This window comes from Marinomonas sp., assembly GCF_039940335.1.
GTDB lineage: Bacteria > Pseudomonadota > Gammaproteobacteria > Pseudomonadales > Marinomonadaceae > Marinomonas.
This window is the reverse complement of the sequence record NZ_JBDVGW010000010.1, coordinates 206827-228326: the sequence shown is the minus strand read 5'-3', so window position 1 is coordinate 228326 and position 21500 is coordinate 206827. Positions and strand designations below refer to the sequence as shown.

The following is a 21500-nucleotide window of genomic DNA, read 5'->3' as shown; positions in this document are numbered from 1 at the left end:
TATCACGCGAGACCGCTCAGCTAATCTTTTTTCTCTATGGTAATTTCAAGGTTTTTGCTGTTACCCGCATACCATTTTTGGACGTATAAGCTGCCGACGATGGGAGCTTTGCCATCTTCGGGCACTTCTTTGTAGCGTACGCTGTTCTTGGTCTCTTTCTCGTATTCAAATTGAATGCTTGTCTTGGACATGCTTTGCTCCGTAATCATTGTTTTTGAAAAATTAAAGCTTTAAGAGCTTGTTCACTGTCAATATCAGTGAAGACTTCAGGATTGGCTAATCGCTCTTGGAAACTTAGCTCTGGTGCTGCCGTGGCCATTTCATCGATCAAAAATTGGCTACTCAGGCTTGGGTCGTTAACACAGGCTAATACTTGTCCTGTTTTACTCAGTAGATCGGGTAGTCGACGAAGGATTTTTTGATAGTCTTTGGTGACGGCAAAGCTGCCCTTTTGAAAGCTCGGTGGATCAATAATAATCAAATCATAGGGGCCATATTTGCGTATTTTTCCCCAAGATTTGAGTATGTCATGGGCAAAAAATTTGACCTTATCAAGAGGCAAACCATTTAACTGATGATTTTCACGGCCTCGATTTAACACTGACTTGGCCATGTCAAAATTAATCACACAGTCTGCACTGCCATCCAAAGCCGCTACGGAAAACCCGCAGGTGTAGGAAAACAAGTTTAATACTCGTTTATCTTTGCTGTGTTCTCTGACCCACTGACGACCATTAAGCATGTCTAGAAAGAGACCGCAGTTTTGATTTTTCATCAAGTCGAGCTTAAACTTCAAGCCTTTTTCTTCTGCTATACAGGGTTCTCTGTATTCACCCCATAGGCATTCCGTTGGGCTTTTATCCCGACTACGATGCTGTAACAAGATGGCTTGGATCGGATGTTGCCCCCAAATGTTTTCATCAACCCAGCGCTTAACGGCTTCTAGCAAGGCATGTAAAAAATCGTCGCTAGGTTCTTTAAACAAAGAGATCAATAGGTTATCAGCTAGGTGGTCAACAGTGATTTGCTCGAGTCCAACAACACATTTTCCCCGGCCATGAAATAGCCTTTGAATGCCATCCATTGGTTGAGAAAAGGCTGTAGTAAGCGTGTCAGTCAGAGTGGGAAGTGTGCTTGAATCCATGATCGGCCATCGTATGAGAATTGATGGCCGTATTCTACTGGCATCTGACAAAGAGGCCAATGAAATTAGCAAAGCTCATGGTGAGCTGGACTATTTAGTTGAGATATCCAGTGCATGTTCTTGCGCTGAAGAGACAATACATTCACCGGCAAGGTTAGGGGCTGCGCCTACCATAAAGCCATCATTACTCATTCCGCTCAACCATTTTTCTTGCCAGTTTTCGGCGGTGATTTCTAAACCACTAAACCCTTCATACTCGCTTTTGCCCCAGCTCTCAGCGTGTTGTTGGCTTGGCCAAATCGGTAAAACCTTATCCTGACCAAGAGCAATGATTAAACAGCCTTCTGAGTCCGCTAAAGTCCATAGAGACAGCCCTTGGCGAATAGTTTTGACCAGTTTGTCATAACGGTCAGCACTGTTAAGCAGAAAAAAAGTATCGTCAGAAGAAAAAGGAGTGGTCATTGAAATATCCGTCAACATAAAAAAAGAGAGTTTATCACAGAGGGGGATGGATAAGGCATCAAGAAAAATAACGAATTTGATTTTCCTTGATGCCTTAGGAGTTAGCTGAATAGAGACTTAAGCGTGTCCAAATGTTGGTACTTAAGTTCTTGGTCCATCCAACTGCCGGTAATGCCATTTATTGCGAGTTGATAGAGTTCGGCTTTGTTGATGTCTGAATCGTTAATCAGGGCATTGTAGTTCGCTTGCATATAGCCACCAAAATACGCAGGGTCATCCGAATTGACGGTTGCTTTTAAGCCTAGGGCCAACATGTCCTTAATGGGATGGTCAGTCATATCATTTACAACGCACAGCTTTAAATTGGAAAGCGGGCAGACCGTCAGCGTTAGTTCCTGCTCTTTAATCACCGCCACTAATTTTTCGTCTTCTAAAGCACGGTTACCATGGTCGATACGGTCCACTTTAATTTGATCAATGGCTTGCCATACATAGGCTGGCGGTCCTTCTTCACCCGCATGGGCAGTGACTTTTAAGCCTAATTCTTGGCAGGCTGCGAATACCCTTAGAAATTTTTCTGGAGGATGACCAAGCTCCGAGCTGTCTAACCCAACACCATCAATCCAGTTTAAAAATGGTTTGGCAAGTTTGAGGGTTTCGAAAGCGCTTTCCTCGCTAAGGTGGCGTAGGAAAGACATAATGAGTTTAAAACTCATACCCCATTGTTGCTGAGCGTCTTGTAAGGCGCGATATATCCCTGTAATTTGTGTTTCGAAAGCCACGCCACGGGATAAGTGACCTTGAGGGTCAAAAAAGATTTCAACATGCACAACATTTTCTTCATGCACCTTGGTTAAGTAAGCCATGGTTAAATCATAGAAGTCGACTTCATGAAGCAGCACGGACATGCCTTGGTAATAAAGGTCTAGGAAATCCTGTAAATTGGTAAACTGGTAAGCAGCTTTTAAAGTTTCAACACTTTGATACTTAAGTGGAACCTGATTACGCTGGGCAATGGCAAACATTTGTTCTGCTTCAAATGTGCCTTCAATATGTAGATGCAACTCCGTTTTTGGCATTGTTTTGGATAAATGCAAAAGGGTGTCTTTAGAATCCATGGGCTGACCTCAAAAAATGGATATGGTTTGTCATGCCGCGTTTAGTATGCAGATAAGGACAAAGTGTTAATAGGTTTGTATTCGTAGAAGTAAAAATAGACCCCCAAAGGCTGGGGGTCTATTCAAGGTAGAGAATTAACGCGTATCAGGTGAAATTAACGAGGTACTTCGTCAGTAATGCCTTCAACATACCAGTTAACTTGTGCTAACTCTTGATCATTCAAAGAATAACCATCAGCGACCACTAGGTTGCCTTTATTGTCTGTGATAGGGCCTGTGAAAGGTTTGAATTCACCAGATTTAATAGCCGCGAATGTCGCATCAATTTTACTACGAACATCTGCTGGAAGATTGTCATTGATAGAAGCAAGGGTTAGCATTTCTTCGTCAAAACCACCCCAGAAATCCGCTGGTTTCCATGTACCATCCATAACCGCTTGAGCCGTTTTGATGTAGTACGGAGCCCAATCATCACGAACTGAAAAGATGTGTGCGTTAGGGGCAAATTGGCTTTGGTCAGACGCTTGACCAATACCACGGATACCGCGTTTTTCTGCCGCAATAAGTGGTGCTGGGCTATCAGTATGCTGCATCAGAACATCTACGCCTTGGTCAATCAGTGCGTTTGCCGCATCCGTTTCTTTACCTGGATCGTACCAAGAGTTAACCCATACAATTTTCATTTTCACGTTAGGGTTAACGCTTTTCGCACCCATGTAAGTCGCATTGATATCACGAATTACTTCAGGGATCGGGAAAGAGCCGATGTAACCGATCGTGTCAGACTTTGTCATCATGCCGGCTGTTACACCTGATACATAACGACCTTCGTAAGTACGTAGTACATAAGTACCTAAGTTTTTAGAGCGTTTGTAGCCTGTTGCATGTTCAAACGTTACTTTAGGAAACTGCTTCGCTACTTTTACAGTAGGGTTCATGAAACCAAAAGAAGTTGTGAAAATCAGATCATTGCCTGCTTTTGCCAATTGAGTGATAACGCGTTGAGCATCGGCACCTTCAGGCACGTTTTCAACAAACGTCGTTTCTACTTTATCACCAAAATATTCTTCAAGTTCTTGGCGACCACGGTCATGCTCGTAGCTCCAGCCTAGATCGCCAACCGGGCCAACATAGACAAAACCAATTTTAAATGGATCAGCTGCTTGAGCCGCACCCACTCCCACTAGTAGACCAATACCAAGCAATAAACTTTTCAATTTCATATTTCGCTCCTTTGGTGCCCGAAGGCGATGATTTTCTCATGAATGAGAAAGGTTAGTTATAATACGATTAAGCCATTTGTCTAGGGTCAAAAGGTTTGCCTAAAGATCTTGGGGCTAATAGTTTTTCTTTAAATTGATCCGCGCTGATGATCACCATCACCACTACCGTAGCCACATAAGGCAGCATCGCGAGCAAGTTTGGAGAGATCGACCAACCAATACCTTGTAATACCAGATGCATAATGCTGGCAAAACCAAATAGGTAAGCCCCTAGCATAATGTTACCAATTCGCCAGGAAGCAAATACAACCAGTGCTAGGGCAATCCAGCCGCGTCCTGCGGTCATATTTTCCACCCACATTGGTGTGTACACCAAAGACATATAAGCGCCCGCTAAGCCCGCCATGCCGCCACCAAACATGATGGCAAGATAACGCACTCTTAACACCTTAATGCCTATAGCGTTGGCCGCATGAGGGTTTTCACCCACGGCTTTTAAAACCAAGCCAATGCGTGTTTTGTTTGCCACATATGCAATAACGCCCGTTAATACGAAAGACAGGTAAACAATAATATCGTGGTTAAACAGAATACGACCAAGATAAGGAATGTCCGATAGGTAAGGAATGGCGATAGGTTGGAAACCTTGAATGGTTTGGCCAACGACACCCGAACCAATGAAAGCACTTAAACCGGTACCAAAAATAGTAAGGGCTAAGCCGGTAGCGACTTGGTTGGCACCCAATTGTAGTACTAACACAGCAAAAATGAGGCTCATAACACTGCCCATGGCGATAGCACCCAGTACACCAAAGCCAGCGTTGCCGGTGGAGTAGGCTGCAAGGAAGCCCACAACTGCGCCCATCAGCATCATGCCTTCTTGACCTAGGTTTAAAATGCCCGACTTTTCACAAATCACTTCCCCTAAGGCGATAAACAACAATGGGGTGCCAGTTTTAATGGCGGCGAACAATATTTGAACAATTAAATCAGCGTCCACAACAAGCTCCTAGGCAGCATTCTGATGAGTAAAAGTTAAGCGGTTGCGGATGAAAAAATCACAAGCCAACAGGAAAAATAGCAACACACCTTGGAACATGCCAATCACGGCAATCGGTATGCCCATTTCAATTTGGGCCAAGTCGCCACCCATATAAAGCACCGCAAGGAAAACCGCCGCGACAATGGCCCCTAATGGGTGTAATCGAGCCAAATACGCCACAATGATGGCCGAGTAGCCATAACCAGGGGAAACGTTTGGAACTAACTGGCCAATAGGGCCTGTCACTTCACCAACTCCTGCAAGGCCAGCTAGTGCGCCGGCAAACAACATCACAAACCAACTGATGTTTTTGCCTTTAAAGCCTGCATAGCGAGCGGCGGGCTCATCTGCGCCAAACACGCGGATCTGGAAGCCTAGATGGGTTTTACTCAAAATAAACCAAGCAATCAATGCACAGATAATGGCGAATAGAACCCCTAAGTGAATACGTCCACTATCGAGCAAAGTTGGTAGCAAGGTATTGTCGGAGAAAATAGCCGATTCAGGAAAACCAAAGCCATCGGGATCTCTTAGTGGTCCATTTACTGCCCAAATAAGCAGGTAGAGGGCGATGTAATTGAACATGATGGTGGTCAGAATCAGGTTCGAGTTAAAGCGTAATTTCAAGAAGGTCGGAAGTGCGGCCCATGCCATGCCAGAAATAATACCGGCGAGCAAGGTTAGAGGTAGAGCAATAAAGGAGTCCGAATCAATGAAATAAAGCGCCACCGCGGAGCCACCTAAGGCGCCAGCCAGAAGCTGGCCCTCAGCCCCAATATTCCACATATTCGCCCGGTAACACAAAGACAAGCCAACCGCACAAAGTAGCAAGGGGCCCATTTTGACGAACATTTCACCAATGTTATAGCTGTCAGAAAGAGGGGCAATGAGTAATAAATGCATCGCTTGAAGTGGGTCTTTACCGAGGGTGGTAAAAAGCACAAAGCCAAATATTAAGGTAAAAGTAATGGCCAGCAAAGGTGAGGCAAAAGACATGAAGGTGCTCGGTTCTGTACGAGCTTGGATACGGATCATGCAACAGTCTCCGTGGTTGAATTAATAAAAGTACCGGCCATCCATTGTCCTATTTGATCAATACTAGTTTGCTCGGTTTGTACCAAGGGCGATAAATAACCATCACACACCGCGGCCATGCGATCTGCCAACAGAAAAAGCTCATCAATGTCTTCTGATACCAACAAGATCGCGGCGCCTTGGTCTCTTAACTCTAATAATGCCTGATGTATGGTGAGGGCGGCCCCCACATCTACTCCCCAAGTTGGGTGAGCACAAATCAGTACTTTAGGGTTTTGGCCGATCTCACGCCCCATAATGAATTTCTGAAGGTTGCCGCCACTTAAGCTCTTGGCTTCGGAAAACTCACCATGACACTTAACCTTGTATTGATCAATTAAGCGGTTGGCGTAGTCTTTTAAAGATTGCCATTGCACGAGTCCATTCTTCACAAAGCCCTTGCTATGGGTGAGCAATGTGTTTTCTGTCAAGCTCATATCGGGAACCGCACCACGACCTAAACGTTCTTCGGGAACATACGCGATTCCCAATTGACGGCGGTCTCCGGCACTCAAATGACCAATGGACAGTGTTTCAAGGGTGAGGGAGTCTTTGACGTTGCGAGAGTCTTCACCGCTGATAATTGCCATTAATTCATCTTGACCATTGCCCGCGACACCTGCGATGCCCAAAATCTCACCCGCTTTAAGGTCTAGGCAAATGTCTTTAAGCGCGGTACCAAAGGGTTGTTTGGCAGCAAGGGATAGCTTATTAATCGCAAAAGCTGTTTTCGTTCCTTGCTTTTTAGAGTAGCCGGCTTCTTGCTCGGCTAAGTCGCCAACCATCATTTTGGCGATTGACGCTGGTGTTTCTTCAGATGGGGCACAGGTGTCTACCACTTTGCCGCCACGCAAAATGGTGGCTTGATCACAAATCTCAGTAACTTCATGAAGTTTGTGACTGATAAATAGAATGCTGCAACCTTCTTTTGCGAGAGTGCGTAATACGCCAAACAGGCCACTGACTTCTTGAGGTGTTAATACAGAAGTCGGCTCATCTAAAATAAGAAGTTTGACCGATTGGACCAAACATCGCATTATCTCGACTCGCTGTCTTTCTCCGATAGATAATGAGTGTACATACCGGTCAGGGTCTACATCTAGACCATATTCTTTTGAAAGTTCGGTGATTTTATTGCCAAGGTGGCCAATTTGAGAAAGTTGTTTTTTACTCAAACATAATTCGATGTTTTGGCAGACGGTCAAGGTTTCAAATAATGAGAAATGTTGAAAAACCATGCCGATGCCAAGGTCTCTTGCTGTGGAAGGCGATTTAATTTCCACCTGCTTACCATTCCAAAGAATGTCACCAGTATCTGGCGAGACCACGCCATAAATAGATTTTACAAGGGTGCTTTTTCCAGCACCGTTTTCACCTAGTAAGGCATGAATTTCACCAGGCTTAAGGGACAGGCTAATGCGGTCATTAGCAAGACAGCCAGGATATTGTTTCGTCAACTCGACTAATTCAAGTCTGGCTGTAAGGTTATGCTGTTCTAACGTCTGCGACACTGTGTTATCTCTACAGTTAAGGCTTTAGATGAAAATAGGGAATAATCTATTTTTATCGAGTTAAATCACCAGTTCAAAACGGAATGGTGGGCTATATCTAAATAAACCAACTCAAGCACTATTATAGTGCAAACTGGTTGTTTTATTATTGACCATGCAAGAAAATGATCCATTCGGTCAGAAAATTAATCCCTTTATTTAAAGTATTTTAGAATTATCTGGTATCTATCAATATCTATGCCAATACTTCTATTTGTGCACTTATTGGGTGCGAAGGATACGTAAATTTCGCTTAGTTGTCTGCCTCTAAACACTCATCTTCTTACAAGTTGCTATTTAAATTTCTCATTTTGATGTCTTTTAATCTTGTTTACCTCTTAATGATTGTCTTGATTTAGTTTGAGAGGGAAAAGGCTAAATATGATGATCCCATCTATGTCATTCATTATTGGGTGATGCATCAGTGCAACGAGCAGTAGAAAAAGTCCAAAGTAGGTTAAACTGAGCCAATTCCTAGGAAAGGTAAAAGGTTTTCTGTAGAATCCGCGAAAACATTTGTATAGGCCTTGTTTTGCTTTTCAAGTGATAGCACGGCGTGATGAGAGCTGAGAGAAAGTACTAGGCTCATAAGCCTACTGTTTTAGAGAGCTAAAGAGTGTTTTGCACAGGCTAAAAAACACAAAAGAGAGTTTTTTTTATTTTCCTGGTTGACATATGAGTTGTCCACTAAGTCTGTGGATAAACTTGTTGGCTACCGGCTTTTTCCCTTATTTTGCGTTGTGAGGCTCATTTGATTTCAGTTGTTTATCGTAGTGATGATTATTGGGTGATTACGAAACCTGCTGGAATGAGTTTTCACAGTGAATCGACTGACGCTGGAGTTATGAGAAGCTTGGCGGGCCAATACCCCGAACAGACTTTTTATCCTGTCCATCGATTGGATAAAATGACGTCAGGTTTATTGATCGTGGCTTGTCATAGTAAAGCAGCCGCCACCTTTGGGGCGATGTTTGAGGCACATAGTATAGAAAAGCGTTATGTTGCGCTTTCTAAACGTAAGCCAAAGAAAAAGCAGGGCTCTGTCATTGGTGGTATGGAACCGAGTCGAAGAGGCCAGTGGCGGTTGACAAAGGGTGTCGAAAATCTAGCTAGGACACAGTTTTTTTCTAAGCATTTTCAAGATGTTAGAGTATTCTTCTTGCGTCCATTGACGGGTAAGACACACCAGTTAAGAGTCGCATTAAAAAGCTTAAGCGCCCCTATACATGGCGATGAACGTTATGCAGGTGATCCTGCAGATCGAGGTTATCTACACGCTTATCGCTTAAGTTTTGAATGGCAAGGCGAGCGTAAGCAGTATGTGAGTGCGCCTTTTGGCGGAGAGCTCTTTAGTCAAGAATTATCAAGTTTTATTGATGATCATTTTAAAGAGGCTAATTTAAGTTGGCCTCAACACAAGTAATAACACTGGCTCGGCTTTTGTCTAAAGCTGAGAAGGAAATTTAATGAAAAATATTTTGGTTTATTGCCGTCAAGGTTTCGAGAAAGACTGTGCGGCTGAACTTGCAGATGTATCTAGTGCGAAAGGCTTTTATGGTTACGCTAGCGTGATCCAGGATGCTGGATATGTTGTGTACAACTTTGCTGAGCCAGATGCTGGAGAGCGCTTAATAGCGCAGCTAGACTTTAATAAGCTTATTTTCGCACGCCAAATTATAGCGGTTAATGATGTGATTGAGTTAGCGGCTGGGGCACGGGTTGAGTCGCTTCTTGAAGCGGCAAGAGAATTGCCCTTAGCTCAAGATGTGATGATTGATACCGCCGATACTAATGACGCCAAATCTCTCTCTGGTTTGATCAAAAAATTAGATAAGCCTTTAAAGCAAGGGTGGAAAAAATCTGGAGTGATGCGCAATAAAGCGGTCGGTGTTCATCATCATGTATTTTTATTGAGTGGTGAGGAAGCCTACTTGGGAGTCTCCTACGACCGCTGTCGTAGTGAATTTCCTATGGGGATTCGTCGCCTTCGCTTCCCAGCAGCAGGTCCTAGTCGCTCAACGCTTAAGCTGGAAGAAGCTTTTTTGCAGTTTGTTCCTGAGCGCATGCGTGAAGCTAACCTGATTGAAGGAATGACGGCAGTTGATTTAGGTGCAGCTCCAGGTGGTTGGACTTATCAATTCGTGAAAAAAGGCATTCATGTAATTGCCATTGATAATGGTCCCATGCAGAAAGAGCTCATGAGCACAGGGCTAGTTGAACACGAAAAAGCGGATGGTTTTAAGTATGAGCCACCCTATACGGTGGATTGGCTAGTTTGTGACATGGTGGAAAGGCCGATAAAAGTGGCAGAATTGATGGCTCATTGGCTGGCAAGTGGTTGGACTCGTCGTGCCATTTTTAACCTGAAGTTACCAATGAAGAAGCGATACCAAGAAGTTATGCTTTGTCTAGAGAAGATTGAAACGCTTTTGACGCAAGCGGGTGTCGGTTATCAATATCAAATCAAGCACCTTTACCATGACAGGGAAGAGATTACTGTCTGCATTATCGTTCATTAAATTTTGAGTGTTATGACAACCCTGAGCCTACTAGGTTTAGGGTTGTCATTATTTATCACTAGATAGATTCTGTCGTTTTAAACGCGTGGTAACCCATTGCTTCCTCCATGAGCTCATCGCGCTCATAAATGTCTTCTCTGAATTCCGGCATGCCATTGGCGTTCGGAACCACAGTTAAATATACCAAGTACACTGGCAAATAGGTTGGTAGAGAAATTACCGTGGTGGTTTGGCTGCTAAGAGTAGCTGCCAGAGACTTACCCTGTTTGCTGCCTTTTAAGAGCGCTTGGGCAAATTCATCTGGCTTTTCTAAACGAATACAGCCGGAACTAAAGGCACGAGAGCTTTCTCTGAATAGGTGTTTGGCTGGGGAATCGTGAAGGTAGATTTCATTTTTGTTTGGGAACATGAATTTATATTGGCCGAGGGCATTGCTTTCATCAGCCTCTTGTTCGAAGCGATAAGACAGTTTTTCTGGCCGCATAGCTTGCCAATTAATGGTAGCTGGGTCTATGACCTTCGCCCCTATGCTCCAGCTTGAATACACCTTATAGCCGTAACGAGTAAGATATTCAGGGTCTTTTTGAATCTTAGGTAATAAATTCTCCCGGGCGATACGCTGTGGAACTCGCCAAGTTGGATTGGTAACCATATAAGTCATTAAACCTTTAAATACAGGGGTCTTACGTTCGGCTTTACCAATAACTACTTTCATGGTGGTGCGTTCACCATTGAAGAAAAGGTCGACACTGTAGTTGGTGAGGTCAACCCAAGCACGGTTGGCTTCTAATTCACTTGGAAGCCAGCGCCATCTTTCCAAATTATAGGAAATTTGATTGGCACGTTTGCTTAATGGCACGTTTAGCATTTGAATAGTTTTTGAACCTGCTGCGCCGTCAGCGACAAGGCGATGTCGTTGCTGGAAGTTCATTAACGCATGTTGTAGTCGCTTATCAAATGCTTCTTCATCGACTTTTCGCGTTGAGAAACGAATGTCTCCAAGTTGCACAAGTCTTGCTCTTAATTGAGCAACTCTCGGGCCCTCATCGCCAATGGACAGTGGTACGCCAGGGCTGACTAGTATGTCATTTTCTTTCTTTGCTAGGTCTTGATAATAGACTAGCCATTTTTGTAATACTTGGTATTGAGGGCTTCTAGGCGCTAATAAAGGTAGGGTGTTTACCATGTCTGTGGCAGATTCTAGAAATAATAGATCCTTCCAATGGTCGCTTGGTGCATCGAGTTGCCAGTTGCTATCAATTAATTGCGGTTCGTAGCGTCCATTACTAAGGTCGTGTGCGTAGCTTGCTAGAGCAATGGTGCTGATAACATCCATTTCTGCCAGTTGTTGTTGGTTGGGCTGATTGATGGCCAGATATTCTTTGATGATATTTGTGTGGTAATGGACTGGATTTAAGCCATGGCTTGAAGAGCTTTCCAAAATATCAACCAGCTTATAAATAGACATGTTGATGGCATTGTTTTCAATCCAAATAGGGTTGTGATCACGTGCTTTATAGGCTTCTAGCACGGTATTGTTTGGAAGAGCTTGCCCTGCTACAGGGGTAAAGGAATTCAGCATTAAAGCCACTTGTTGGTTAACGCTGCTCTCAATTTGAGACTCGCTAGGAGGTACAATCTGACTGGTTTTTGGGTTGGGTGAGGAGCAGGCACTTAAAAAAGCTGCAGCAGCTATAGCGGCAAGTAAGCGTTTATTCTGTCTCATTCATACTTCCTTTTGATAAAAGAGAGGGGGAGTGGGTTGCAACTTCTAAAAAACTAATGGTATCAATTGCTTGTTGTTTTGTATTGCCGCAAATATCAATGTCGGGCATAAAATCCCGGCACACATCAGGCCGTTCAGTAGAGCCAAAAATAGCGCAACGAGCATCGTCCAATAATTGAACGCAGCGTTCACCTGCAGGTTTACCGTGTGGCATGCCTGGAATTGCAGAGCTAATGGATGGGGCAATGCAACAGGCGCCGCACTTGGATCTGCATTCCATTTCAAAAAATCCTTTGGTTTTTAGTGTGAGTTAAAGAGGCTATTAAAAACAAGCAGTTAAATTTGTAGTATTTTTACATTTTCATTACTCTAATGAAAATTTTAGAGTATCGCATTCTCTTGGGATAGGGGATAATTAGAGACAATACGATACAAATATTTACATATCAAGGTTGTGGCGGTCAGCATATGGAACACAAAATTCTCGTTGTGGAAGACAGTCCTGTTGTTTTAAAGGTACTAAAGCATTTGCTTAGTCAGAAACCAGGTTTTTTGCCAGTTTTGTGCTCTTGCTACAAAGAGGCTGAAGGGCAGCTTGCAGCGCACGACGATTTTTATGCGGCCATTGTCGATCTGAACCTACCGGATGCCGAAAACGGCGAAATAGTAGACCTAGTGCTCGACAAAAAATTACCTTGTGTCGTACTGACTGGCAACTTTGATGATAAGTTGCGATTAAGTCTGCTGAATAAGGGGGTGCTAGATTACATCACTAAGGACAGTCGCTACTCTTTTAATCACGTTATTAAAGTCATTGAACGCTTAAAAAAGAATAAAGACATAAAAGTTCTTGTAGCAGAAGACTCCATCACCAGTCGTCATTTTATTAAGCATTTGCTTGAACAATATCGCTTTCAGGTGATCGAGGCGGAAAACGGACAAGAAGCCTTGGCTCAATTAGAAGCAGATGACGAAATTCGTATGCTGATCACTGACTTTAATATGCCATTGGTGAATGGGTATGAGTTGGTGCGCATGCTCAGATACAACTCTCGATTCCAGGACTTGGTGATTATCGGGCTTTCTGCAGAAGGTGATAGTTCACTGTCGGCGAAATTTATTAAAAGCGGCGCCAATGACTTTTTGAAAAAGCCTTTTTACCATGAAGAGTTTCATTGTCGTGTGGTTCACAACTTAGAGGCTCAAGAGATGCTTGAGACCATTCGTGATCTTGCCAATCTTGATGCGCTTACCAAGCTGTATAATCGCCGTTATTTGTTTGAAGAAGGTGAAAAGTTCTATCGGAAATCGGCTAATGCAGAAGCTGGCGCCTCTGTTGTTATGCTAGATATTGATCACTTTAAGTCAAAGAACGATGCGTATGGTCATGTGGTGGGAGACGTGCTTATTGAGTCTATTGCGCAAGTAATTAAAGCCGCTTTCCCTGATTATCTAGTAAGTCGTTTTGGTGGTGAAGAGTTTTGCGTCATAGCAAATCGCTCTGGAGACGAGCTAATAAAAGAATTGAACGTTTTTTTGCAGTCTTTAAGAGAGTTAGAGCTTACGGAAGCAAAAATTACGCTGACTTGCAGTGTTGGTGTTTGTGGTTTGGAGGGCAAGACCTTCGAGGAAGCTATTCGTATTGCGGATGACCATTTATATGAAGCTAAGCGTCTAGGGCGTGATCAAGTGGTTGGTATTTAGCCGAAAAATGTATAAAAAAAGCACTGCCTAGGCAGTGCTTTTTTGTGCGACTAGAAAATTAACCTTTTAGCATTTTCGCTAGAATAGGATTCACTATGGCCGGGTTGGCTTTGCCCTGAGAGGCTTTCATGACTTGCCCAACAAAGAAGCCAATCATTTTCTTCTGTTTATCCGCTTCGGCGCTACGATACTGTTCAACCTGAGCGGTATTGGCGTCCAGAATGGCTTGAATCATTTCTTCGATCGCGCCCGTGTCTGTTACCTGCTTTAAGCCTTTGGCTTCAATGATGTCATCAGCTGAACCTTCACCGTCCCACATTGCTTGCAACACATCTTTGGCTGTTTTGCCGTTAATGGTGTTGTCTTTAATACGTTGTAGTAACGTGCCAAAGGCGTCCGCAGAAACCGGTGATTCATTGATGTCAAGCTGAGCTTGGTTCAATAATTTGCTCAGTTCACCCATTACCCAGTTGGCCGTTAATTTCGCATCTTTAGTAATGCTATTCGCTTGCTCAAAGTAATCGGCTAAAGGGCGAGAAGATGACAGCACGCTGGCATCATATTCGCTTAGGTTAAGTTCATTTTGAAAACGAGTGGCTTTTTGGTTTGGTAACTCAGGTAGTGTGCTCTTAATTTGGTCCACATACTCTTGAGTTAACACGATAGGGAGTAAGTCTGGGCATGGAAAGTAGCGGTAATCGTTCGCGTCTTCTTTCGAACGCATGCTGCGAGTTTCGTTAAGCTCAGGATCGTACAGACGGGTTTCTTGAATAATGCGCCCACCGTCTTCTAGGATGTCGGCCTGGCGTTCAATTTCAGTGTAAATGGCTTTCTCAATGAAGCGGAAAGAGTTGACGTTTTTGATCTCGGTGCGAGTGCCATACTCTTTTTGTCCTTTTGGACGCAAAGATAAGTTAATGTCGCAACGCATGGAGCCTTCTGCCATGTTGCCATCACAGATTCCCAAATAAGTCACAATAGAGTGAATCATTTTGACATAAGCTACCGCTTCTTTTGCTGAGCGAATGTCGGGCTCAGAGACGATTTCCAGCAGCGGTGTGCTTGAGCGATTCAGGTCTATACCTGTCATGCCTTGGAAGTCTTCATGCAAGGATTTGCCTGCATCTTCTTCTAGGTGAGCGCGAGTGATACCCACTCGGGTTGTTGTGCCATCTTCTAAGGTAACATCCAGATGGCCAATACCAACGATAGGGTGGTCCATTTGGCTGGTTTGGTAGCCTTTTGGCAAATCTGGGTAGAAATAGTTTTTGCGTGCAAAAACGGAGGTCATACCAATTTCAGCATTAATCGCATGACCAAACATAACGGCCATGCGTAGCGCTTCTTTGTTGAAAACGGGCAATGCGCCAGGCATGCCAAGATCGACAAGAGTGGTCTGCGTGTTTGGCTCAGCACCAAAACCAACGGCTGCGCCAGAAAATAACTTTGATTTAGTGGCCAGTTGAGCGTGAATCTCAAGGCCTATAACGACTTCCCAATTCATTGTTATGCTCCTTTCGCCATGTTAGGTGTTTGTGTGTGCCAGTCAGTAACTTGCTGGTACTGATGAGCAATATTTAGCAGTTTCGCTTCGCTAAAGTAGTTGCCCATAATCTGTAAGCCAACAGGCATTTTTTCGGAGAAACCAGCGGGTACAGACATGGCAGGAATACCGGCGAGATTGACGGATAGGGTGTAAATATCCTCAAGGTACATGGCAACAGGATCACTGGTTTTGCTGCCTAATTCAAAGGCAGTGGTGGGTGCAACAGGTCCCATGATGACATCGACTTCTTCCAATGCGCTCACAAAATCTTGCTTGATTAAGCGGCGAATACGTTGCGCTTTCAAGTAGTAGGCATCGTAGTAACCTTCCGACAAAGCGTAAGTGCCCACCATGATGCGCTTTTGCACCTCAGTTCCAAAACCTTCAGCACGGCTACGAGTGTACATGTCCATTAAGTCTTTAGGGTTTTCACAGCGATGACCAAAGCGTACACCATCAAAGCGAGAGAGGTTGGAAGATGCTTCAGAGGGTGCAATGACGTAATAGGCTGGAATGCTCAACTGTAAGTTTGGTAGGGAGATCTCTTTCACGGTAGCCCCAAGTTTTTCAAACTCTTTTACGGCATCCATGATGATTTTTGCAACGTTCGAATCAAGGCCATCACCAAAATACTCTTTTGGTAAGCCGATCTTCAGACCGCTTAAAGGTGAGTTTAAGTTGCTGATATAGTCGTCGGTAGCGGTTTCGGAACAGGTTGAATCATTTTGATCGAAGCCTGCCATGGCTTGTAGCATGTGGGCGCAATCTTCCGCACTTTTGGCCATTGGGCCGGCTTGGTCAAGGCTTGAAGCGTACGCGATCATACCAAAACGAGATACTCGGCCATAAGTTGGTTTTAGACCTGTGATGCCGCAAAAAGAAGCGGGCTGGCGTATAGAGCCGCCTGTGTCCGTGCCTGTCGCTGCTATGGCTAAACCTGCGGCTACCGCTGCAGCGGACCCGCCTGATGAACCACCTGGAACGGTATCAAGGTTCCATGGGTTTTTTACGGCACCATAAAAACTGTTCTCGTTGGAAGAACCCATGGCAAATTCATCCATATTGGTTTTGCCTAACGTGACCGTGCCCGCTTGTGCTAAACGCTGGGTTACGGTGGACTCATAAGGGGGGATGAAGTTGTTCAGCATTTTTGAGCCGCAAGTAGTCAAAGTGCCTTGGGTACAAAATAGATCTTTGTGGGCAATGGGGATGCCCGTTAAATTATTCCCTTTGCCTTGGCTCAAAATGGCGTCGGCGGCTTTGGCTTGCTCTAGGGCTTGAGACTCACTGACCGTGATGAAGCTGTTTAAATTTTCGTCAAATTGGCTAATGCGTTGTAAAAAGTGTTGGGTTAGCTCAACACTGGAAATCTCTTTGTTACGCAGTTGCTGCGCTAAGGTCGCGATGTTTTGTTGAAACATAATAAGCTCTTCTTAATCGATGACTTTAGGTACTAAAAATAGGCCGGCTTCGCTTAGCGGAGCATTAGCAAGAAAATCATCACGTCTATTTTCTTCGGTGACCACGTCGTCACGTAATCTTTGGGTGCTTTCAAGAGGGTTAGACAGAGGCTCAACCCCATCTGTGTCGACTGATTGCATCTGTTCAACCAGCGACAGTACGCTAGAAAGTGACTGTTGGTATTGTTCGGCATCATCTTCGCTCAATGCGAGGCGGGCGAGATGAGCAATTTTTTGCACGTCTTGTTTGTCTATGGACATGTTTCACCTGATTTTGGATGGTCGTAAATGCCGACTATTGTAACGTTTAGTTGATTGCCGAGAAAGATAACTGCTCGAAAAACTCTTAAGGATGGCAATAAATTAAAAAAATACGCAGAAACAATAAAATAGAGCAAGTGTTTTCACATATTTACAGTATTCGGCTTGCCCAATGAGCGCGCGATTGTTACATTTTCAAGCTGTTCGTTTCGTATTTATCAGGGTGAAAGAATTCATGTTTAAGAAAATCAGGGGAATGTTTTCAAGCGATTTGTCAATCGATTTAGGGACAGCCAATACCCTTATTTATGTCCGTGACCGTGGCATTGTGCTTGATGAGCCTTCTGTGGTGGCAATTCGTCATAATGGCAACCAAAAAACGGTGGCGTCAGTCGGTACTGATGCGAAACGTATGTTAGGTAGAACGCCTGGAAATATTACGGCCATTCGCCCAATGAAAGATGGTGTTATTGCCGACTTTCACGTTACTGAAAAAATGCTGCAATACTTCATTTCTCGTGTTCATGAGAACAGCATGTTAAAGCCAAGTCCACGTGTTCTAGTGTGTGTCCCTTGTAAATCTACCCAAGTTGAACGTCGTGCGATCAAAGAGTCGGCATTAGGCGCAGGCGCTCGTGAAGTTTATATTATTGAAGAGCCAATGGCGGCAGCGATTGGCGCCGGTTTACCGGTTGCTGAAGCATCCGGTTCTATGGTGATCGATATTGGTGGTGGTACTACAGAAATTGCCATCATCTCTCTGAATGGTATTGTGACATCCGAATCCATCCGAGTGGGTGGTGACCGCTTTGATGAAGCGATTACGACTTACGTGCGTCGTCAATATGGTAGCTTAATCGGTGATGCGACAGCAGAGCGCATTAAAACTGAAATTGGTATGGCCTACAAAACTGGCGAAGAGTTACAAATTGATGTGCGTGGCCGTAACTTAGCTGAAGGCATTCCTCGTTCTTTCACTTTGCACAGCACCGAAATCTTGGAGGCTTTGCAAGAGCCATTGGCACAAATCGTTCAAGCGGTCAAAGGTGTGCTAGAGCAATCTCCACCAGAGTTGGCGGCCGATATCGGTGAAACAGGCCTAGTTCTTACCGGTGGTGGTGCATTGTTGCGCGAGATTGACCGTCTGATCAGTGAAGAAACTGGCTTACCTGTGATTGTTGCGGATGACCCTCTTACTTGTGTGGCTCGTGGTGGCGGTATGGCGCTAGAAATGATGGACAAACATGCCTCAGAATTGTTTACGGCTGATAACGAGTAAGGCTGAGGAGTAGGTCATTAAAAACTCGCTTTACTTTAAAGGCAAAATCTCCAGCACGAGGACCTTCGTGCTGGTGGTCTTGTCGATTTTTATGATTTTTGCAGACATTCGTTATTCTGCTTTTTCCGCGATTAGACCCTATCTCACGTTAATCGTGACGCCTATTCAAGTTGTCGTAAATACCCCGCAAAAAATCTTTTATTGGTCTAGTGAGCACTTAGCCAGTCGTGAAGGTTTGGTTAACGATAACAACAAGCTAAACGCTGAAGTGCTTATGCTACGCAGTCAATTGCAAAAGCTTAATGCTTTACGAGCCGAAAACGTACGCCTTCGCGAGTTACTGGATGCCTCCCAGCGAGTAGATGAAAAAATTGTGATGGCTGAGGTAATTGGCTTTGACCAAAATGCTTACAGTCATAAAATTCTCATTGATAAGGGTTTTTCTTCCGGGGCTTATGTTGGCCAAGCTGTTTTGGATGCTACCGGTGTGCTAGGGCAAGTGGTTGAAACGGCCGCTTACAGTAGTCGAGTGTTGCTCATCGCCGATGCAAGCCATTTTGTACCAGTACAACTGTCTCGCACAGGCTTTCGAAGCATCTTATCGGGCACAGGTGATTTAAAGAAAATGACCTTATTAAGCGTGCCTCATTCAGTGGATATTAAGAAAGGCGATATCTTAACCACATCGGGTTTGGATGAACGTTTTCCAAGTGGATACCCTGTAGGTGTCGTGCGCAGTGTGGCCCATGTGCCGGGTAAAGCGTATGCCGATATTGATGTGGTGCCCTTGGCACAATTAGGGCGCAGCCGACATGTCATGTTAATTGACCCTCCTCAGGTAGAACGTTAATGAAGCCTATTCTAGTTTTTTCAATTACCTTGCTTATTGCTTTAATGCTGGAGGCAATGACTTTTCCTGAGCAGTTAATCTGGTACCGTCCAGAGTGGGCCTTGCTGGTTATCCTGTATTGGGTAATTGCTCTGCCATTCCGTTTTGGTGCTGGCCTTGCTTGGTTTCTTGGTTTGATGGTTGATTTACTTCAAGGTGGAATTATAGGGCAGCACTCTTTGACTTATGTGGTCATCGCTTATGCCTGCGCATTGTTTTATAAACGCTTGCGCATGTATCACCGTTGGCAACAAGGTGTATTTGTAGCGGCGCTTGTAAGTATGAACCAGTTGGTGGACTTTTGGATTGACCACTATTTAGGCCATGCAGAACCCACACTGATGATCTTTATGCCAGCCATCATAACCGGTTTACTTTGGCCTTGGTCATTTGTTGTTTTGCGTAGTGTGCGACGTATTTACGCCATTCGTTAGGATTAAACATGATTGTGTTAGCTTCGGCGTCACCTAGAAGAAAAGAACTGCTCTCTCTGATCGTACCATCCTTTGATGTTTTGCCAGCAGATATTGATGAAACCCCGTTGAAAGATGAAACCGCAGAAACTTATGTAATACGTATGGCTAAAGAAAAAGCTAAGGCTTCATTGGGGCGTTACAAGCAAGCCCGCCCATCTATTCAAAAAACAGTGTTTATTGCCTCAGACACTTCTGTTGTCATTGATGGTGAGATTTTAGGTAAGCCTCAAGATATAGCTGAAGCAAAGGTCATGTTGCGTAAGTTATCTGGTCGCTCTCATCAAGTGATGACCTCCATTTGTCTTTGTGATCAAAATCTTGATCAGTTAGTCGCTGAAAATATCGTTACCCAAGTGTCTTTTCGCTCAATATCTGATGTGGAGATTGAGCAATATTGGCGTACGGGTGAACCTGTTGATAAAGCAGGCTCTTACGCCATCCAAGGTTTAGGGTCGTTGTTTGTGACCCACATGTCCGGATCCTATTCCGCCGTGGTTGGCCTGCCTTTGTATGAAACATCACAATTATTAACCCAATTTGGAATTCAATCTCTAGAGGAAATGTGCCGTGAGTGAAGATGTATTAATTAATGTCACCCCCATGGAAATACGCGTTGCCCTTGTAGAAAATGGGGTTTTGCAAGAAGTTTACATTGAGCGTTCTAGCCGCAAGGGCATTGTCGGTAATATCTATCAAGGTAAGGTTGTTAGAGTCTTGCCGGGTATGCAGGCGGCTTTCGTGGACATCGGTTTGGAAAGAGCTGCTTTTATACATGTCTCAGAAGTCGTCGATCGAGACGCGGTGAACCCAAGTGAGCAAATAGGTGACTACCTTAGAGAAGGGCAATCGTTGGTCGTGCAAGTCACCAAAGACCCTATTAGTAGTAAAGGGGCTCGTTTAACAACACATCTTTCGATACCTTCGCGTTATCTTGTTTATATGCCAGATCAAGCCCATGTGGGGGTGAGTCAACGTATAGAAGATGAAGCGGAAAGAGAGCGTTTGAAATCTCTGGTATCTAGCGCTTTGACGGAAGCAGATGAAAATAATGGTTATATCTTACGTACTGCGGCAGAACGTGCTGGTGAAGAAGAGATATTGGCCGACATTAAGTTTTTAACGCGTCTATGGCAATCGGTTAAAAAGCGTATTAAAACGGCTAAAGCACCTTCTGTGATTTATGAAGATTTGCCACTACACCTACGTACCATGCGAGACTTGGTCAGTTTAACCACCGAAAAAATACGCATCGATTCTAAAGAAAACTACACTAAATTGCGTACTTTTGCGGAAGACTTCATTCCAGAGTTAACCAATAGCATCGAATATTACCCAGGCGAGCGTCCAATTTTTGACTTATATAGCGTTGAGGATGAAATCCACAAAGCTTTGGATCGTAAAGTGCAGCTAAAGTCAGGCGGTTATCTATTGGTTGAACAAACGGAATCTATGACCACAATTGATGTCAATACTGGGGCTTTTGTTGGCAGTCGTAACTTAGAAGAAACCATTTACAAGACGAATTTAGAGGCGGCAACGGCCATTGGTCGACAACTGAGATTGCGAAATCTTGGTGGAATCATCATCATTGACTTTATCGATATGGAAGATGAAGAGCATAAGCGTCAGGTACTGCGGATGCTTGAAAAGATTCTTGACCAAGATCACGCGAAAACCAAGATTACTGGCGTTTCTGAGCTAGGCTTAGTGGAAATGACTCGTAAGCGAACCCGTGAGAGTTTAGGGCAAACCCTATGTGAGCCTTGTCGATCTTGTCGTGGTAGTGGTTTGGTTAAAACCCCTGAAACAGTGTGTTATGAAGTATTTCGAGAAATTTTGCGTGCCGATAGGGCTTACGACTCACAAACTTATACTGTGCTGGCTTCGGTTGCTGTGGTAGAACGGTTTTTAGATGAAGAAAGTGTGGCCGTAGCAGAGTTGGAGGCCTTTATAGGTAAGACGATTCGTTTCCAAGTGGATTCAGTTTATACACAAGATCAATATGATGTTGTCTTAAGATAGTAGGA

21 protein-coding genes are annotated in these 21500 nt (G+C 44.2%); 8 read left to right on the top strand and 13 right to left on the bottom strand.

Annotated features, from left to right (window positions below; translation table 11 throughout):
- Positions 1-20: 20 nt before the first annotated feature.
- The 8 genes from ABJF92_RS07230 to ABJF92_RS07195 all read right to left on the bottom strand — a co-directional run bounded on the left by ABJF92_RS07230 (position 21) and on the right by ABJF92_RS07195 (position 7574).
- Positions 21-191: a hypothetical protein gene (locus ABJF92_RS07230; protein WP_446815131.1), complete on the bottom strand. Its 171-nt coding sequence runs from the start codon at positions 189-191 to the stop codon at positions 21-23.
- Positions 192-205: 14 nt separating this feature from the next.
- The gene (locus ABJF92_RS07225) at positions 206-1144 is read right to left on the bottom strand and encodes a class I SAM-dependent methyltransferase (protein ID WP_446815130.1); all 939 of its coding nucleotides are present in this window, start codon (positions 1142-1144) and stop codon (positions 206-208) included.
- A gap of 90 nt (positions 1145-1234) precedes the next feature.
- Positions 1235-1606, bottom strand: coding sequence for a DUF2750 domain-containing protein (locus ABJF92_RS07220; RefSeq protein WP_446815129.1), 372 nt, complete (start codon positions 1604-1606; stop codon positions 1235-1237).
- Positions 1607-1707: 101 nt separating this feature from the next.
- Positions 1708-2724, bottom strand: coding sequence for an adenosine deaminase (locus ABJF92_RS07215; protein WP_446815128.1), 1017 nt, complete (start codon positions 2722-2724; stop codon positions 1708-1710).
- Between the two features lie 155 nt (positions 2725-2879).
- On the bottom strand, positions 2880-3947 hold the full coding sequence (locus ABJF92_RS07210; protein WP_446815127.1) for a BMP family ABC transporter substrate-binding protein: 1068 nt from the start codon (positions 3945-3947) through the stop codon (positions 2880-2882).
- Between the two features lie 67 nt (positions 3948-4014).
- Complete coding sequence (locus ABJF92_RS07205) at positions 4015-4947, bottom strand: ABC transporter permease (RefSeq protein WP_445976903.1); 933 nt, start codon at positions 4945-4947, stop codon at positions 4015-4017.
- 9 nt (positions 4948-4956) lie between these two features.
- The gene (locus tag ABJF92_RS07200) at positions 4957-6024 is read right to left on the bottom strand and encodes an ABC transporter permease (RefSeq protein WP_446815126.1); all 1068 of its coding nucleotides are present in this window, start codon (positions 6022-6024) and stop codon (positions 4957-4959) included.
- Positions 6021-7574 (bottom strand): ABC transporter ATP-binding protein, encoded by a 1554-nt coding sequence (locus ABJF92_RS07195; protein WP_446815125.1) that lies wholly within the window; start codon positions 7572-7574, stop codon positions 6021-6023. Before ABJF92_RS07195 ends, ABJF92_RS07200 begins: the two co-directional genes overlap by 4 nt.
- 790 nt (positions 7575-8364) lie before the next feature.
- On the opposite strand from ABJF92_RS07195, the gene ABJF92_RS07190 reads away from it, so the two are divergent.
- Positions 8365-9036 (top strand): pseudouridine synthase, encoded by a 672-nt coding sequence (locus tag ABJF92_RS07190; RefSeq protein ID WP_446815124.1) that lies wholly within the window; start codon positions 8365-8367, stop codon positions 9034-9036.
- 43 nt (positions 9037-9079) lie between these two features.
- Entirely contained in the window at positions 9080-10132 is a 1053-nt protein-coding gene (rlmM, locus tag ABJF92_RS07185) for a 23S rRNA (cytidine(2498)-2'-O)-methyltransferase RlmM (RefSeq protein WP_446815123.1), read from the top strand.
- A gap of 58 nt (positions 10133-10190) precedes the next feature.
- Here rlmM and ABJF92_RS07180 read toward each other — a convergent pair whose 3' ends face one another.
- On the bottom strand, positions 10191-11858 hold the full coding sequence (locus ABJF92_RS07180; protein ID WP_446815122.1) for a L,D-transpeptidase family protein: 1668 nt from the start codon (positions 11856-11858) through the stop codon (positions 10191-10193).
- Positions 11845-12138 carry a YkgJ family cysteine cluster protein gene (locus ABJF92_RS07175; RefSeq protein ID WP_446815121.1) on the bottom strand — a complete coding sequence of 98 codons (294 nt, stop codon included), beginning with the start codon at positions 12136-12138 and terminating at the stop codon, positions 11845-11847. The genes ABJF92_RS07180 and ABJF92_RS07175 overlap by 14 nt, the downstream gene beginning before the upstream one ends.
- Positions 12139-12326: 188 nt before the next feature.
- Between ABJF92_RS07175 and ABJF92_RS07170 the strand changes: the two genes are divergently transcribed.
- A complete protein-coding gene (locus ABJF92_RS07170) occupies positions 12327-13562 on the top strand; it encodes a GGDEF domain-containing response regulator (protein ID WP_446815120.1) in 1236 nt (411 codons plus the stop codon).
- A gap of 58 nt (positions 13563-13620) precedes the next feature.
- Here ABJF92_RS07170 and gatB read toward each other — a convergent pair whose 3' ends face one another.
- Genes gatB through gatC form a run of 3 tightly spaced genes read right to left on the bottom strand, consistent with a single transcriptional unit; the run spans position 13621 to position 16829 of the window.
- The gene (gene gatB / locus ABJF92_RS07165) at positions 13621-15066 is read right to left on the bottom strand and encodes an Asp-tRNA(Asn)/Glu-tRNA(Gln) amidotransferase subunit GatB (RefSeq protein WP_446815119.1); all 1446 of its coding nucleotides are present in this window, start codon (positions 15064-15066) and stop codon (positions 13621-13623) included.
- A 2-nt stretch (positions 15067-15068) separates the two neighbouring features.
- Positions 15069-16529: an Asp-tRNA(Asn)/Glu-tRNA(Gln) amidotransferase subunit GatA gene (gatA, locus tag ABJF92_RS07160; RefSeq protein WP_446815118.1), complete on the bottom strand. Its 1461-nt coding sequence runs from the start codon at positions 16527-16529 to the stop codon at positions 15069-15071.
- Positions 16530-16541: 12 nt separating this feature from the next.
- Positions 16542-16829, bottom strand: a complete 288-nt coding sequence (gene gatC / locus ABJF92_RS07155; protein WP_446815117.1) for an Asp-tRNA(Asn)/Glu-tRNA(Gln) amidotransferase subunit GatC — start codon at positions 16827-16829, stop codon at positions 16542-16544.
- A gap of 235 nt (positions 16830-17064) precedes the next feature.
- Here gatC and ABJF92_RS07150 point away from each other — a divergent pair, with 235 nt between their 5' ends.
- The 5 genes from ABJF92_RS07150 to rng all read left to right on the top strand — a co-directional run bounded on the left by ABJF92_RS07150 (position 17065) and on the right by rng (position 21495).
- Positions 17065-18108, top strand: a complete 1044-nt coding sequence (locus tag ABJF92_RS07150; protein WP_445976913.1) for a rod shape-determining protein — start codon at positions 17065-17067, stop codon at positions 18106-18108.
- A gap of 67 nt (positions 18109-18175) precedes the next feature.
- Positions 18176-18958, top strand: coding sequence for a rod shape-determining protein MreC (gene mreC, locus ABJF92_RS07145; RefSeq protein WP_446815116.1), 783 nt, complete (start codon positions 18176-18178; stop codon positions 18956-18958).
- Positions 18958-19431 (top strand): rod shape-determining protein MreD, encoded by a 474-nt coding sequence (gene mreD, locus ABJF92_RS07140; RefSeq protein WP_445976915.1) that lies wholly within the window; start codon positions 18958-18960, stop codon positions 19429-19431. The genes mreC and mreD overlap by 1 nt, the downstream gene beginning before the upstream one ends.
- Positions 19432-19439: 8 nt before the next feature.
- Positions 19440-20048 (top strand): Maf family protein, encoded by a 609-nt coding sequence (locus tag ABJF92_RS07135; protein ID WP_446815115.1) that lies wholly within the window; start codon positions 19440-19442, stop codon positions 20046-20048.
- Positions 20041-21495: a ribonuclease G gene (gene rng, locus ABJF92_RS07130; RefSeq protein WP_446815114.1), complete on the top strand. Its 1455-nt coding sequence runs from the start codon at positions 20041-20043 to the stop codon at positions 21493-21495. Before ABJF92_RS07135 ends, rng begins: the two co-directional genes overlap by 8 nt.
- Positions 21496-21500 lie beyond the last annotated feature (5 nt).

Excerpts from the sequence above, each read along its gene's own strand:
- ABJF92_RS07170 (WP_446815120.1), top strand. The coding sequence starts at position 12,327 with ATGGAACACAAAATTCTCGTTGTGGAAGACAGTCCTGTTGTTTTAAAG.
- ABJF92_RS07175 (WP_446815121.1), bottom strand. The coding sequence starts at position 12,138 with ATGGAATGCAGATCCAAGTGCGGCGCCTGTTGCATTGCCCCATCCATT.
- ABJF92_RS07135 (WP_446815115.1), top strand. The coding sequence starts at position 19,440 with ATGATTGTGTTAGCTTCGGCGTCACCTAGAAGAAAAGAACTGCTCTCT.
- ABJF92_RS07150 (WP_445976913.1), top strand. The coding sequence starts at position 17,065 with ATGTTTAAGAAAATCAGGGGAATGTTTTCAAGCGATTTGTCAATCGAT.
- gatA (WP_446815118.1), bottom strand. The coding sequence starts at position 16,529 with ATGTTTCAACAAAACATCGCGACCTTAGCGCAGCAACTGCGTAACAAA.
- ABJF92_RS07220 (WP_446815129.1), bottom strand. The coding sequence starts at position 1,606 with ATGACCACTCCTTTTTCTTCTGACGATACTTTTTTTCTGCTTAACAGT.
- ABJF92_RS07225 (WP_446815130.1), bottom strand. The coding sequence starts at position 1,144 with ATGGATTCAAGCACACTTCCCACTCTGACTGACACGCTTACTACAGCC.
- rlmM (WP_446815123.1), top strand. The coding sequence starts at position 9,080 with ATGAAAAATATTTTGGTTTATTGCCGTCAAGGTTTCGAGAAAGACTGT.
- ABJF92_RS07200 (WP_446815126.1), bottom strand. The coding sequence starts at position 6,024 with ATGATCCGTATCCAAGCTCGTACAGAACCGAGCACCTTCATGTCTTTT.
- gatC (WP_446815117.1), bottom strand. The coding sequence starts at position 16,829 with ATGTCCATAGACAAACAAGACGTGCAAAAAATTGCTCATCTCGCCCGC.
- ABJF92_RS07210 (WP_446815127.1), bottom strand. The coding sequence starts at position 3,947 with ATGAAATTGAAAAGTTTATTGCTTGGTATTGGTCTACTAGTGGGAGTG.
- ABJF92_RS07180 (WP_446815122.1), bottom strand. The coding sequence starts at position 11,858 with ATGAGACAGAATAAACGCTTACTTGCCGCTATAGCTGCTGCAGCTTTT.
- ABJF92_RS07215 (WP_446815128.1), bottom strand. The coding sequence starts at position 2,724 with ATGGATTCTAAAGACACCCTTTTGCATTTATCCAAAACAATGCCAAAA.
- gatB (WP_446815119.1), bottom strand. The coding sequence starts at position 15,066 with ATGAATTGGGAAGTCGTTATAGGCCTTGAGATTCACGCTCAACTGGCC.
- mreD (WP_445976915.1), top strand. The coding sequence starts at position 18,958 with ATGAAGCCTATTCTAGTTTTTTCAATTACCTTGCTTATTGCTTTAATG.
- ABJF92_RS07230 (WP_446815131.1), bottom strand. The coding sequence starts at position 191 with ATGTCCAAGACAAGCATTCAATTTGAATACGAGAAAGAGACCAAGAAC.